Annotated in this window: 11 protein-coding genes; 6 read left to right on the top strand and 5 right to left on the bottom strand. The window is 61.7% G+C overall.

The window, feature by feature from the left end; translation table 11 throughout:
- The 3 genes from QWY79_RS13735 to QWY79_RS13725 all read right to left on the bottom strand — a co-directional run.
- Positions 1 to 2295 (bottom strand): retention module-containing protein (locus tag QWY79_RS13735; protein WP_290273878.1); only part of this gene is annotated, 2295 nt, incomplete at its 3' end.
- Positions 2296 to 2459: 164 nt separating this feature from the next.
- Positions 2460 to 3086, bottom strand: coding sequence for a helix-turn-helix transcriptional regulator (locus QWY79_RS13730; RefSeq protein WP_290273876.1), 627 nt, complete (start codon positions 3084 to 3086; stop codon positions 2460 to 2462).
- Between the two features lie 260 nt (positions 3087 to 3346).
- Entirely contained in the window at positions 3347 to 5515 is a 2169-nt protein-coding gene (locus QWY79_RS13725; protein ID WP_290273873.1) for a type I secretion system permease/ATPase, read from the bottom strand.
- 280 nt (positions 5516 to 5795) lie between these two features.
- On the opposite strand from QWY79_RS13725, the gene QWY79_RS13720 reads away from it, so the two are divergent.
- From QWY79_RS13720 to nth, 5 genes are all read left to right on the top strand, one after another.
- The gene (locus tag QWY79_RS13720; RefSeq protein ID WP_290273870.1) at positions 5796 to 6077 is read left to right on the top strand and encodes a hypothetical protein; all 282 of its coding nucleotides are present in this window, start codon (positions 5796 to 5798) and stop codon (positions 6075 to 6077) included.
- Between the two features lie 128 nt (positions 6078 to 6205).
- On the top strand, positions 6206 to 7684 hold the full coding sequence (thiI, locus tag QWY79_RS13715) for a tRNA uracil 4-sulfurtransferase ThiI (protein ID WP_290273868.1): 1479 nt from the start codon (positions 6206 to 6208) through the stop codon (positions 7682 to 7684).
- 130 nt (positions 7685 to 7814) lie between these two features.
- The gene (metG, locus tag QWY79_RS13710) at positions 7815 to 9851 is read left to right on the top strand and encodes a methionine--tRNA ligase (protein ID WP_290273864.1); all 2037 of its coding nucleotides are present in this window, start codon (positions 7815 to 7817) and stop codon (positions 9849 to 9851) included.
- Positions 9852 to 9858: 7 nt separating this feature from the next.
- Positions 9859 to 10827 carry an RnfABCDGE type electron transport complex subunit B gene (locus QWY79_RS13705; RefSeq protein ID WP_290273862.1) on the top strand — a complete coding sequence of 323 codons (969 nt, stop codon included), beginning with the start codon at positions 9859 to 9861 and terminating at the stop codon, positions 10825 to 10827.
- Between the two features lie 62 nt (positions 10828 to 10889).
- Positions 10890 to 11525 carry an endonuclease III gene (gene nth / locus QWY79_RS13700; protein ID WP_290273859.1) on the top strand — a complete coding sequence of 212 codons (636 nt, stop codon included), beginning with the start codon at positions 10890 to 10892 and terminating at the stop codon, positions 11523 to 11525.
- Positions 11526 to 11531: 6 nt separating this feature from the next.
- Here the strand turns inward: nth and QWY79_RS13695 are convergent, their stop codons facing one another.
- Both QWY79_RS13695 and QWY79_RS13690 read right to left on the bottom strand, forming a co-directional pair.
- Entirely contained in the window at positions 11532 to 12581 is a 1050-nt protein-coding gene (locus QWY79_RS13695; RefSeq protein WP_290273856.1) for a tRNA-queuosine alpha-mannosyltransferase domain-containing protein, read from the bottom strand.
- 10 nt (positions 12582 to 12591) lie between these two features.
- Positions 12592 to 13269: a glutathione S-transferase gene (locus tag QWY79_RS13690; RefSeq protein WP_290273853.1), complete on the bottom strand. Its 678-nt coding sequence runs from the start codon at positions 13267 to 13269 to the stop codon at positions 12592 to 12594.
- A gap of 269 nt (positions 13270 to 13538) precedes the next feature.
- Between QWY79_RS13690 and QWY79_RS13685 the strand changes: the two genes are divergently transcribed.
- Complete coding sequence (locus QWY79_RS13685; RefSeq protein WP_290273850.1) at positions 13539 to 14984, top strand: 3'-5' exonuclease; 1446 nt, start codon at positions 13539 to 13541, stop codon at positions 14982 to 14984.
- Positions 14985 to 15022: the final 38 nt, after the last annotated feature.

The raw sequence follows: 15022 nt of genomic DNA, 5'->3' as shown, positions 1-15022 counted from the left end.
CACGCTGTGGTCCGCTCCACCAGCGGCATTGTCACCGATCTCGACCGTCGGCGCGTCATCGGTGATGCCCGTTACCGTCATGGTTAAGGTGGCGGTGTCTTTACCACCTTCTCCGTCATCTACGGTATAGGACACCGAAGTCGTAGCAGATTCGCCCTGATCCAGTTGCTGGAAGTCACTACCAGGATCAAAGTCGTAAGAGCCGTCAGCCCTTATTATGAACGTACCACCATTGTCGCCACTGACAGCAGCACTCAGACTCGAAGTATCATCATTGACTTCAATAAGGCCCAGTGAGTCACCATCCGGGTCAATATCATTGCTAAAGACGCCGTCACTGGGCACGCTCAGGTAACTATCTTCATCGGTAGTCGCACTATCGTTTTGGGCATCTGGCGCCGGGTTGCTCACTGTCCACTCGAAATTCTGAGCAACCGATCCTCCATTTCCGTCACTTGCCGAGATAGTGACTTGATAGGTGCCAGCGTCTCCACCCTGGCTGGCAGAGCTATCCAGAACACCGGAAATAACGCCGGTACTCGGGTCGATCATCAAGCCCGGCGGCAAACCATTAGCGCTGAAGGTCAGCGAATCACCGCTATCCACGTCAGAGAAGTTACCGGATACATCGAAGCTGATCGTTTCACTGTCATCACTGGATCGGTCCGACAAATCAGTGGCAATCGGTGCGTCATTGACCGGCTCCACAGTCAGGTCCACCGTCACCGTCTCGGTGTCACCATTCACGTCCTCCACGTCATAGCTGAAGCTATCCGCGCCGTTGTAGTCGGCATTCGGCGTGTAAGTGAAGATGCCATCATTGCTCATCGCCACCGTGCCGTTGCTGGCATCGGTGTTCAGGCTGTAGGTGGCCGCGGCGCTGTGGGTGTCGTTGGCCGACACATCGTCGCTGAGCGGCGTGTCTTCGTTCGTCGTGAAGCTATCGGCCACGCCGTCATCCACCGGGTCGACCGTCACGTTCACCGTGGCGGTCTCGGTCACGCCACCCGAGGTCACCGTATAGGTGTAGCTGTCGCTGCCATGGAAGTCGTCGTTTGGCGTATAGGTCACCGTGCCGTCGGCATTAACGGAGACATTGCCATTCGTTCCCTGGGTGACCGCCGTCACTTCGGCGTCCGGCGACTCGAAGGTGTCATTGCTCAGCACATCGCTGGTCACCGCGGTGTCTTCAGCGGTGGTGGCGCTGTCCGCGACGATATCCGCCACCGGATTGACCGTGACGTCGATGACCTGGGTCTCGGTGTTGCCGTCATCATCGGTGACGCTGACCGTGAAGCTGTCATCGCCGTTATAGTCGGCATTGGGTGTGTAGGTCCACTCGCCACTGACCGGGTCGATACTCGCCGTGCCATTGGTCGGCGCGCCGTCAGACGCAATCGAGAAATTCGGGGTGGCCATGCCATCGGCGTTATCACTGACCGTCAGGGTGCCGGTGAGCGTGGTGTCTTCCGCGCCGCTACCGCTGGTGTCTCCACCGAAGCTGGCCAGGTCATCGACCGGGTTCACGGTCACATTGACGGTGGCGGTCTCGGTCACGCCGCCCGAGGTCACCGTATAGGTGTAGCTGTCGCTGCCATGGAAGTCGTCGTTCGGCGTATAGGTCACCTGACCATTGCCGTCGATGCTCACCGCACCATTGGCGCCCTGGGTCACCGCACTGACAGTCGGCGAGCCCTCGAAGCTATCATTGCCCAGCACATCAGTAGTCACCGGCGTGTCTTCGTCGGTGGTGGCGTTATCAGCCACGGTCTGTAACACGGAATCGTCGTCTTCCGCTGTCTCGGCATTACCCTGAAAGGAGGTGGTGGAAACGTCAGCCTGCCCGTCGAGCTGAAAGCCATCAAGGTCAAACGTCAGGGAACCAACCTGCTCCGTGATACGCGCAATGCGCACGAAGTCATGACCGCCGCCACCCTGGCCCCCGCCAGCACCAGCACCGCCGGCGGCAGGGTCCTCGAGGTATTGCAACAAGTCGCCACTTTCCTGCTCCAGAGCCGTCAGCATGGTCTGCAAGTCGTCGTCGCTGACACTCGACTCGTCAACCGATGCCGGTACTGAAGCATCCATCTCGGGGCTTAGAGAGACGACTTCGCCACCATCGATGGTGGTAGGACCGAAGGCATCTCCCATATCGAGCTGGACACTGCCATTGTCAGAAGTGACGAGCGTCTCGCCCTCCTCAAGGGTGTCACCTTCCTGAAGCTCTCGAAGATTTCCCTGACTGTCTCGCGCCCAAGCCTGACCCGTGATGGATACGATAGTGGCGATGGCCATTGAGTGGCTCCTCCAGCGCAGATGCAAGGCACTGCGCTTTTATAGGTATAGGTGTGATATCTACTAAAGGCTAAACCAAAAATCGACTTAGCAACATTGTCCCGAAGGACTAGATAACAAATTCACCAGAAACCACTAATTTAAGCCACAATAAAATATTAGAACTAATTCATGGAGTGATACAGCTCAGCCTTCGGCACCGAAAGCTTGACCAACAACTGGGTCCGCCCGCGCAGGCCCAGCTTACGATATATCGCGCCGAGATGTGCCTTGACGGTCCTCTCGGCAATACCCAATTCCTGTGCGATTTCCTTGTTGCTGCGTCCACGCGCCACCAGCAAGGCCACCGCCCTCTCGCGCTGTGTCAGGGCCTGAAGAATTTCAGACTCCTCGGGCTCCGGCTCCCCAAGTGCTTGCCAGGTAGTTCTAAGAAACTGAGCCATTAATTCCGGATACACCCAGACACCATTATGCGATGTAACAAGGCTCATCTGACGCAGAACCTCGGGGGATGACAAGGCATGAGCATATCCCCGCGCACCGGCACCCAAGGCATCCAGCGCCTCCCGAGCATCGGGAGCAAGACTCAGCACACATACGATGGCCCCTCGCTGACTCAAGGTCGCTACCAACTGGTGCCAATTGGCCAGTCGGCTGGGGACCCAGACACAATCACCCGACGCCACCTCCTGTAGCGCCTGGTCAGGGTCTTGCGTCAAGGCATCCCCGAAGGCCTCTCGCCAACGCGGCACCTCCTCTTTGCCCGAGGGGCAAATGAAGACTTGAACCATCTGAACTGTCTCCCTGGTATTGAGTGGCCCACTCGACACTGAGCCTCGAATTCGCTGCCAGAGGCGTAACGAACCTCAGATGTTTACAAACCACGGCACTCGCCCATGTGGCGTTGACATCAGCCTCGCCCTCGAGCCCGATCACAACGCTCATTTACCCGCTCGTAAACGCCACCCTTACGGTTGGTGTCATCTGGCCTGGCCATTGCTCGTGACTTTTGTAAACCATTTATAGTGTAAACAAGAATATTATTATGCTTTTAAGCGCCAACGCCAATCTGGCCCTTGCGCAATGCATCGACCACCTTGTCCCGCGGGCCATCTGCCACGACGTGGCCTGCATCCATGACCACAACACGGTCTACCAGCGGCAGCAAGGACGTTCGATGCGTCACCAGCAGCAACGTCTTGTCATGGTCATACTCATCGAGGCGTTCCCTAAGCGCCCTTTCGGACGAGTGGTCCATCGAACTGGAGGGTTCATCAAACAGCAGAATCCTTGGGTCATGCACCAGCGCCCGCGCCACGGCCACTGCTTGTCGCTGGCCGCCCGAGAGCCGCTGACCACGTTCTCCCACCTCCAGCTCAAGCCCCCGAGGGTGGCCATTGACCAACGAATCCAGGCCACTCAACTTCACGGCGCGCAGCAACGCGGCCTCGTCGACGGCATCGCTGCCGGCTCCCACCAAGATGTTTTCCCTCAGGGTGCCGTAGAACAGGCTGATATCCTGCGGCACATAACCGATGTGACGGCGCAGCTGTGACGGATCCAGCTGACGGATATCGACCCCATCGACGCGCACATCGCCCGCCGAAGGCTCATAGAGCCCGAGGATCAGTTTGGCCAGGGTGCTCTTGCCACAGCCTACCTTGCCGAGTAGCGCCACTTTCTCCCCTGCACGGAAGGATAGCGCTATATCACGCAGCGCATCGCGCTCTTCATCCGGATAGCGGAACGTCACGTGATCGAATTGGATATCCCCTTCCATGACGGGACGATCGATATAGCTCCGTTCAGCAGAGCGCTCCACGGGGCGCTGCATGACATCCTCGAGTGATTCCAGGGCCGTGGAGGCATGATGATACTGGGCCAGCAGTGAGGCCGCCTGACTCACCGGTGCCATGGCACGGGATGACAGCAGGTACGCGGCAATCAGGCCACCCTGGGTCAGGTTACCCGCCATGATCTGGTAGACCCCCACCAGGATGACGCAGACCGCCACACTGTTCTGGGCCCAGAGAGCCACACTCGAAACCGAGGAGCTGATCAGCCTGAGCCTTGCCGAAGTACGCGACAGAAAGGCTGACGCCTTTTCCCAACTTGACTGCAGGCGACCTTCACGGCGCATTGCCTTGACGGTCTCGAGTTGCGACACCATCTCGACCAGGCTGGCATTTCGCTGGGCACTGATGCGCCAGGTCGTCTCGGACAATTCATGCAGCTTGGATTGGGCCGCCAGGGCATAAAGCAGCACGAACACGATACCGACCAGCACGGGTATAACCAGCGGTGGCGCTATCAGCGCGATGATCCCCGCGAACAGCAATACGAAGGGCAGGTCGACAAGCCCGACGACGGTAGCCGAACCGATAAAGGCACGGATGGATTCATAGGACTGCAGAGTGGCCGCGAAGGATCCGGTGGAAGCCGGTCGCGAGGACATTCTGAGCCCCAGCACCTGTTCGATGATCGAAGATGATAGCTTGACATCGGCGCGACTGGCGGCCAGATCGATAAAGGCACTGCGCAACAAGCGCAACACCAGGTCGAAACACAGCACGATAAAGATCCCGGTCGCCAGGACCCACATCGTTTCCGTTGCCTGGTTCGGTACAACCCGGTCATAGATATTCAGAACGAACAGCGGCATAGCCACGGCGAACAGGTTGATGGCTAGAGACCCCAGCACGACATCCCGGTACAGACGCCGATTCTCCCGGATGACACCCCAGAACCAGTGGTGATCTCTGCGACTGCGACGGCCCTCAGTGCGGTCATCGAAGCGAAAGCGCGGGCGAACATAGATGGCACGACCGCTGTAACGAGACTGCAAGCTATCCAACGCGACTGTCGCCTCGGCATCACCGATCTCCGGATAGATGACCCGCGCGGCGCCTCTGGCAAGGTCCAGGTGAACCAGTACACAGGCCCGTCCCGGCTCCAGCAGGAGCACGGCGGGCAACAGTGCCGAGTTGAGCGTTTCCAGCGGCGCCTTGACCAGGTTGGCGGCCATGCCGGCATTGTCCGCCGCCCGAGGAAATACACTCGGAGTAAGGCACCCCTCTTCGAGAGGCAAGCCGGCAACCAGTGTATCGGCACTCGCATCATGCTCATGCAGATGCGCGATGCTCTGTAGACAGGCCAGCAGCTCATCGCGAACCACGGACTCGTCATCAACAGGGCCATCATCATGTTGCTGTCGTGTCACGTCCGCTCCCTAGGCCGACTGGAAACGAGACTGAATCGGCCTCGTCGCTATTGCATGGCATGATTCATCATCCAGGAACCAGGAATATGCATTTCACGATTCCCTTAAGGATGTCATGGCTAAACACGGAGGTGACAAACACCACTCATTGCATATCACTAACATATCATCATGCACCAGTCCGTTTCAGAATCGCCAGGCGGACAAGATAGACTTTGCGCCACGGCCAATCATGGTATGGTGGCAACAGTCTGGAACGTGCCGCACAAGGAGCACCGCCATGTCCTCATCGGAGATTCAAAAAACACGCATCATCAATGAGCTACGTGGGTTCATCAAAAAGCTTCTGCAGGATCCGAAGATTCTGGAGCAGTCCCTCGAAGTAGCGAGGCAGGAGCTGTACAGGGATGAATTGACCGATGCCATGGTGCGCATCGCCAATCAGATATCGGACACCACCAGCGTCCACATCCCGGAGGACCCGGCCGAACATTCGGAGGCCGACAAGCTCTTCCTGGAGCTGCTCAAGGAGGTGGTCGACGAGGACCAGGCCTTGTTCTAGGCCCGCTTCGCTGCGACGACAACCCCAGCCGCGCTGCGGACCCTTTTCATGTTCTGACGCAACAGGGGCCTGTGCCGCAGCGCCCCCGCTGGTAAAATGCCGGGCACATTTACCATTTACGCCGCCGCATGACCTATCTGATCAAGCTCTACCCCGAGATCACCATCAAATCGAAGTCAGTGCGCCAGCAGATGACGCGCTGTTTGACATCGAACATACGCAATACACTGCAGCCCCTTGATGAAAATATTCGCGTACGCCGGCGCTGGGACGCCATTCAGGTACAGCTGTCCGACGGACTGAGTGCCCAGAGGGTCAGTGACATCGAAGGGAGCCTGAGCCGGATCAGCGGCATCGATCAGATCCTGGCGGCAGAAGAGGTCACGGCCCGCGACATGGCGACCATCGCCGAACATGTCGTCCCCCTCTGGGGGCCTGTCATCGAAGGGCACAGCTTTCGCGTCAAGGTCAAACGACGCGGCCGCCATGACTACACTTCCATGGACCTGGAGCGCTACCTGGGCGGCCAGCTCCTGCAAGCCGCTCCCGGAGCGAGCGTCGACCTGAAGTCCCCGGACATCACCGTCCCCGTGGAAATCACCAATGACCGTCTCCAGCTGATCCGCGCCAAATGGGACGGCCTGGGCGGCTTTCCCATGGGCATCCCGGGCCAGGTGCTGACCCTGATTTCCGGTGGCTTCGACTCGCCGGTCGCCGCCTGGCGAATGATGCGGCGCGGCATCAAGTCGCACTATATCTTCTTCAATCTCGGAGGGCCGGCTCATGAGGCCGGGGTCCGTGAAGTCACCCAGCACCTGTGGCAACAATACAGTGCTTCCCATCGGGTCAAGTACATGTCGGTGCCCTTCGATGCGGTAGTGGGAGAGATCCTGCGCACGATTCCCGACGGCCTGATGGGGGTAGTGCTCAAGCGCATGATGGTTCGCGCTGCCAGCCGCATTGCCCAGCACAATGGCATCTCGGCCCTGGTCACCGGCGACGCCATCGCTCAGGTGTCCAGTCAGACCCTGAACAACCTCGGGCTGATGGACGCCGCCAGCTCACTGCCGATCCTCAGGCCGCTGCTGACCGATGACAAGCAGTCGATCATCGACCAGGCCCGGCAGATTGGCACCGCGCGCCATGCCGAGGTCATGCCGGAATATTGCGGCGTCATCTCGCGGCGCCCTGACGTCAAGGCCAGGGCCGAGAAGATCGAGGAAGCCGAACAGGGCTTCGACTTCAGCGTGCTCGACGCCGCCATCGACCGCGCCACCACCACGCGCAGCGACCAGCTGGCGCCGCAGCACGGCACCATCTCTGATGACGACCTCCTGATCGTCGACTCGACATCGGCCCTGCAACGACTCGATCATGCCTGCGTGATCGACATCCGTGCCCCGCATGAGCGCGAGGACGCCCCCCTCGAGCTCGAGCGGACACCCCAGCTGCAGATTCCGTTCTACGAGCTTCAGGAGCGCGCCCCTGACCTGGCCTCGGACCAGCACTACCTGCTGTTCTGCGACCAGGGAGTGATGAGTCGCATGCAGGCCCTGCACCTGCACGATCAAGGTCTCACGCACTTCGGGGTGTACCGCGGCCATTGAAGGCAGGCCAGTGCAGTCGGCACCGAAAATGCTACAATCCAAGCCCTGATTTCACGGACATTTACCGTGGCGCCCCGCTCACCGAGCCCGGGATTGCCGCGTCACGCTTCACGGGAAACCCAACGTCGCCATGTCGAACACCGATCCGCGCCAGATCCTGGTCACCAGCGCCCTTCCCTATGCCAACGGCGCCATTCACCTGGGCCACCTCCTGGAATACATCCAGACCGATATCTGGGTGCGCTTTCAGAAGAGTCGCGGCCACGATTGCCACTACGTCTGTGCCGATGACGCCCATGGCACTGCGATCATGCTGCGCGCCGAACAGGAAGGCATCACCTCGGAAGAGTTGATCGACCGCGTTTCGCGCGATCACCAGGCGGACTTCGCCCGCTTCGGCGTCGGCTTCGACAACTACCATTCGACACACTCCGAGGAAAATCGCCACTTCAGCGAGTTGATCTACACGCGACTGCGCGACAAGGGCCATATCGCGACGCGTGATATCGAGCAGATGTACGACCCGCAAAAGGGTCTGTTCCTGGCGGATCGTTTCATCAAGGGCACCTGCCCGAAATGTCACACCCCGGACCAGTACGGCGATAACTGTGAAGCCTGTGGCGCGACCTATACCCCGGCCGAACTGATCGACCCGGCGTCGGCCATCTCCGGGGCCACGCCGGAAGTCCGCGGCTCGACCCATTATTTCTTCAAGTTGCCGGATTTCGCCGACTTCATGCACGAGTGGATCAATGACGGCCATGTACAGCCACAGATCCGCAACAAGCTGCAGGAATGGTTCGAGTCCGGCTTCAACGAATGGGACATCTCCCGCGATGCCCCCTACTTCGGCTTCGAGATTCCCGACGCCCCCGGCAAGTACTTCTACGTCTGGCTGGACGCCCCCATCGGCTACCTGGCGAGTTTCAAGAACCTGTGCGAACGCCAGGGGATCGATTTCGACGCCTACTGGCGGCAGGACTCCAGCGCCGAGGTCTATCACTTCATCGGCAAGGATATCGTCTACTTCCATGCCCTGTTCTGGCCGGCCATGCTGCATGGCGCCGACTTCCGCACGCCGACCGCGGTCAACTGTCATGGCTTCGTCACCGTCAATGGTGCCAAGATGTCCAAGTCGCGTGGGACCTTCATCAAGGCCGCGACCTTCGCCGAACACCTGAACCCGGAGTACCTGCGCTACTACTTCGCCGCCAAGCTCACGGCCGGTGTCGATGACCTGGACCTCAATCTCGAGGATTTCGCCCAGCGCGTGAACTCGGACCTGGTCGGCAAGGTCGTCAATATCGCCAGCCGCTGCGCCGGCTTCATCAGAAAGCTGGGTAACGGCCAGCTCGCATCCAGCTGTGCCGAACCCGCACTGCTCGAACGCTTTATCGACGCCGGCGAGGAAATCGCCGCGCACTACGAGAGCCGTGAGTTCGGCCGCGCCATGCGCCGGGTCATGGACTTGGCCGATGAGGCCAACACCTATATTGCCGAAGCCGAGCCCTGGGTGCTGGCCAAGCAGGACGGACGCGACCAGGAGGTGCTCGACATCTGCTCGGTCGGCATCAGCCTGTTTCGTCAGCTGATGGTCTACCTGGCCCCCGTGGTACCGGCCATGGCCGAGGATGCACGACGCTTCCTGCAGCTCGACAGCCTCGACTGGCACAGCCGAACGCAGGGACTCGAGGGCCACACCATCGCCAAATTCAAGCCCCTGATGACCCGCGTCGAAACCGATCGCATCGATGCCATGATCGAAGCATCGAAGGAGGATCTGGTGGAAGAACAGAAGCTCAAGGACAGCGCCAAAGGCCCGCTGGCCGATAACCCGATTGCCGACGAAATCACCTTCGATGACTTCGCCGGAGTCGACCTGCGCATCGCCCGCATCGCCAAGGCCGATTACGTCGAAGGCGCCGACAAGCTGCTCAAGCTGACACTGGACCTGGGCGGCGAGACACGCACTGTCTTCGCCGGTATCCGCTCGGCGTACTCCCCGGAGGCCCTTGAAGGCCATCTGACCGTTATGGTCGCCAATCTCGCGCCGCGCAAGATGCGCTTCGGGGTCTCGGAAGGCATGGTGCTGGCGGCCGGTGACGATGACGGCATCTACCTGCTGGAACCTCATTCCGGCGCCAAGCCGGGCCAACGCGTCAGTTGATGATCTCATGCACGCATCCGAGCTGATCGAGGCCGTCGACGCCGCTCTGCCGCAGACCCAATGCGGCAAGTGCGGCCATGACGGCTGTCGCCCCTATGCCGAGGCCATTGCCGAAGGCGAGGCGATCAACCGCTGCCCGCCCGGTGGCGACGAGACCCTGGCGCGTCTCGCCGAACTCACCGGGCAAACGCCGCTGGCCCTCGAGCCACCGGCCCAGTCCCCGCTGGTCGCCCGCATCCGCGAGGATGAATGCATCGGTTGCACCAAGTGCATCCAGGCCTGTCCGGTAGACGCCATCCTGGGTGCTGCCAAACAGATGCATAGCGTGATCGAAAGCGAATGTACCGGTTGCGAATTATGTGTCGCGCCCTGCCCGGTGGATTGCATCGACCTCTTGCCACACCCCGAGTGGCAGGCCGCCGACAGCGAGCCGGCACAGCGCGATTACCTGGCGAAGCGTGCCCGCCTGGGGCGCCAGCGTCACCAGGCACGCAACCGGCGCCTGGCCCGCGAAGCCGAGGAGAAAAGACAGCGCCGCCTGGAACGCCAGGCCAGGCGTGCTCAGCCCAACCAACAGCCCTCGGCCAGCTCGTCGTCCGCGAGCCAGTTGCGCACGACCCGCGTCAGCCTGGTCGCCAGTCTCAGAAAGATTGATCGACAACGCCGGGATGACAGTCTCGACGATGACACCAGAGGCGAGCTCGACCAGCGTGCCGCTGACCTCGAGACACGCCTGAACGACATCGACCGTCAACTGCAAGCCACGCCGGACGCCTCCAGCTCGAGCAGCAGCGAGCGCCAGCAACGCTTTGCCGTCAACGCCGCCGAGCAGGCCTGCCGCCGGGCTCGCCAGCAGATCGCTCATGCCGAACGCCATGGCAGCCAGGACGACGTCCAGGCTGCGCGGCAGCAACTGGAGCAGGCGCAACAGGTGCTCGACGAGGCGCGCCAGTCCCAGGCCTCTTCCACCCACTGACTGACGCCTTCCACCCACTGACGTCTTCCCGTCACCCACCCGACTTCTGGAGCCAATCTGTCATGAACGCTCAGAAACGCCACGAGATCTTCGTCAGATTGCGCGAGCACACCCCCGAGCCGACCACCGAGCTGGTCTGGCAGACGCCCTTCGAGCTATTGACCGCCGTGCTGTTATCCGCCCAGGCCACCGATGTCGGCGTCAACAAGGCCACCGCACGGCTCTTCCCGGTGGCCAATACACCGGGCGCCATACTGGCGCTGGGCCTGGATGGCCTCAAGGAGCACATCAAGACCATCGGCCTCTACAACACCAAGGCCGAGAACCTGATGAAGACCTGCCGCATCCTGGAAGACCGGCATGGTGGCAATGTCCCCCGCTCGCGGGCCGCCCTCGAGGCACTGCCCGGCGTCGGGCGCAAGACCGCCAACGTGATTCTCAACACGGCTTTCGGCGAACCCACCATTGCCGTGGATACCCATATCTTCCGCGTCTCCAACCGGACCGGCCTGGCCAGGGGCAAGACGGTCAACGAAGTCGAGCACAAGCTGTTGCGTCATGTCCCCAGGGAGTTTCGCCAGGACGCCCACCACTGGCTGATCCTCCACGGCCGCTACACCTGCCTGGCACGCAAGCCACGCTGTGGCAGCTGCGTGATCGAGGACCTGTGCGAATTCCCCGACAAGGTCGAGCCCTGACGGGCCTCACCCGCCGTTCAGCACTTGCCGATACGCCGACTGCAGTGATGGCCAGGTCCAGTCATCCGTCACCGGCGGATGCGGCCGGCTACCGGGCGACGTCAGCCAGGCTTCGAGACGGGCCACCAGTTGATCATCATCGGCATAGAGGAATGGCGCGGCATACAGCTCCGGGTAGCACAATCGATCGGGCACCAGCGGCACACAGCCCCGCCGCACCGCCTCCATGATTGCCAGCCCCTGGAACTCATGGTAGCTGGTGGAAACCACCACGGCGCCTCGATCCAGCCAGTCCTGATAGGCCGCGGCCGTCTGTGGCCCCCAGCAGACCAGTCGGTCGCCGAGCCGCTCTCGGGCCTCATCGAAGACCGCCGGCCAGTCACCAAAGCGCTGCCCCATGACCGCCACACGAAAGGACACACCGCGGGCAGCCAGTTGAAACAGGGCGGCGAAGAACGACTCGGGGTTCTTGTCATATTCCCAGCGGTGATTCCAGACGATCAGGTCGCCCGCCGTCGACCCCTGGCCGGTTGAGGTCGCGATAGGCACCGGCACCACCCGGGCGCGCCGACGCAGCGCCTCCAGTGGTTCATAGGCCGGCAGGTTCTCGGGCATGCGCTTGAGCAGGGCGCGCGCGCCATCGATGAAAGAGTCCCGGTTGTAGACGGTGTTGAACACCACCTCATCGGCCGCCAGAGCCGTATAAAGGTTCACCATCTGCGGCCCGACCCGAGAGCCTTGCGCGGACGAGGCTGGATAGGCGAACTGGTTTTCATGGAAATAGACCACCTTGCGGGCGCCGGCGAGATGCGGATACAGCCCCACCAGCGTCGCCAGATCAACCATCGAGGTCGCCAGGATGACATCATAGTGGCGTGACAGGGCCGCGCTTTCCCGCAGCATCCAGGTCAGCGGGTTGCCGCGAATCCGCCAGGGGAAATGGCGCGCGGGTAGTTCCAGTCGAGTCCAGCCGATCTCGTCCAGCCACTCCACGATCCCCTCAGCCCAGTGCTGATGACTCGCCGCCGCATAGGCGGAAAGCAAGAGTCCGCGCATCACTGCTACCTCATATCGCCGACAGATCACCGCCTGTCTCGCTGGCGCGCTGGTACGCCTCGCGGGCACGACAGCGCTCGAGAAACGCCTGCAGATTGGGCAGGGTATCGAGGCCGCCCCGCCCCTCCAGTGCCTGGATCGGGAAGCTCATCTGAATATCCGCCGCCGTGAAGGTATCCCCCGCAAACCACGGCGACTCGGCCAGGGCATCGTTCCAGAAAGCCGAAAACTCGCGGATTCGCGGAGTCAGGAAGCTGCGCTCGATCCCCTTGGCGAACTGCCGGCCCAGGGGACGCATCGGCCAGGGAACGGGAGGCTTGTCGAGTCGCGAGAACACTAGACGCATCACCAGCGGGGGCATGGCGGAGCCTTCGGCATGATGCAACCAGAAACGATAACGCTCGAGAGCCTCCGTGCCGGCTTCGGGCTTCAGCTGCCCCACGGCATCCGGATGCTCGACCAGGTACTCGAGAATGGCACCGGACTCGGCGATAACCCGATCTCCCCGGCTGGCATCGCTAATGATTGGTGCCTTGCCCAGAGGATGCACCTGCTTGAGTGAGGCCGGCGCCAGCTTGGTTTGCGGGTCGCGCTGGTAGTTAACCAGCTCGTAGTCCATGCCGAGTTCCTCGAGGCACCAGATCACCCGCTGCGAGCGCGAGCTTTCCAGATGATGCACATGAATCATGATTCACTCCTTGTTCGATGCAGCCCGCAGTCTACCGGACAACCCCGACAGCGACGAATCATCGCCCGCCAGCCGCGGTCACCTTGTCCCAAGGTCGACTTGGCCGGCTAGAATGGAAGCGTAGACTTCAATCAATGCGCCAAGACCGGCTCGGAGCAGCCCTACACGGCAGACGGGAGAGCCATGACGACGATTCACTCGACACCATGGTGGCCAACGCCGGCGGCTGCCCCGAACGGGCGAGCGGAATTCGACCTGCGAGGTAACGCATGAACACACGCCTGGCGGGACTGCCTCGCCGACAACGCCTGACCGGACTCTGGCTGCTCCTGTGTGGCGTCGCGCTGCTCGGTGGCATCGGCTTTGCCGCCTGGCTGGACCAGCGCTACCACCCCCAGGGCCTCGCCCAGTGGCTGCTCTGGTCGGGGTCATTGTCCGGCGGCATGACCCTGGTGCTGGCAGGACTGGCCCTCGAGCGCTGGTTGTTCCAGCCGCTGCGCCACCTCCATGCACAACTGGCCAGACTGGTGGCGAACCCGGATGCCGACTGCGATCAAACACCGGACGGCTGGTTGCGCGGCCTGGGGCCGGATCTGGCCAGAATACACTCTGCCTGGCGCGACGACCGTCGACGCCTCGCCGATGCCCGCGCCGAGGGAGCTTGCGATACCGCCAGGGTACTCGGTCGCTTCGAGTCGCTGCTGCAGGCCCTCAATACCCCGGTGCTGCTGTGTGATCGGCACCAGCGATTGCTGCTGATCAACCAGGCCGCGGAGAGGCTCCTGGCACCGCATCCCGGCCTGGGGCTGGGCAAACCCCTGGACCAGTTGTTGAACCTCCGGGAGTTGGACTGCCATCTGACCGCGCTGCCCGAGGATGGCAGTGCGCTGGAAGTGCCCATCACGCACGGCAACCAGCGGCTGAACGTGGAAGTGTGTCGACTGGACCAGGATCAGATGCTGTTGACCCTGAGTGATGCCGCTCAGCGGCCTCAGCGAGTCATGCCTCCCGCTGGCCAGGAGCACGCGTCACGACGGCGCATACCGCCACGTCCGGAATTTCATGACTTCGCCATTGCCGACCTGCCGCCACCCCAGGCGGATCTGGCAGACTGTCCGCTGCCGGCCCTGAACATCGTGGCCTTCGATACCGAAACCACCGGATTGGCGCTGCGCGAGGGCGATTGCCTGATCAGCCTGGGCGCCTGTCGCGTCGTCAATGGCAGACTGCGCCACACGGAGACCTTCGATCAGCTGATCGACCCGGGTCGACCGATCCCCGCTGCCAGTACTGCAGTGCATGGCCTGACGGATCAGGACGTGGCCGGACAGCCCGCCGCTGCTACGGTTCTTGCGGACTTTCATGCCTATGTGGGACATGCCGTGCTGGTCGCCCACAATGCTTCCTTCGACATGCTGGCCATTCAGCCCGACCGACATGGTCCGAGCTTCGACATGCCGGTTCTCGACACCCTCCTGCTGTCCCGAGCCCTCGACCCGGGCCTGGAGGGCCATGGGCTCGACAGCCTGGCCGAGCGTTATGCCCTGCTCTTTCCGGAGGGAGCCCGCCACACCGCACTGGGCGACGCGCGTGTCACGGCACAGCTGTGGCTGGCGCTGTTGCCGCGGCTCGAGGCACGCGGCATACACTGCCTGTCCGACGCCCTGGCATTCCAGCATGCCGGCGCTACCACCCAGGATGCCTACGCATCATGAGTGTCAGCGGTATGCAGCGACCAGGCTAGGGGCACCCA

This window comes from Halomonas sabkhae (assembly GCF_030409265.1).
GTDB classification, from domain to species: Bacteria; Pseudomonadota; Gammaproteobacteria; order Pseudomonadales; family Halomonadaceae; genus Halomonas; species Halomonas halmophila.
The sequence above is the reverse complement of the archived record's forward strand: the minus strand, read 5'-3'. Positions and strand labels throughout refer to the sequence as shown.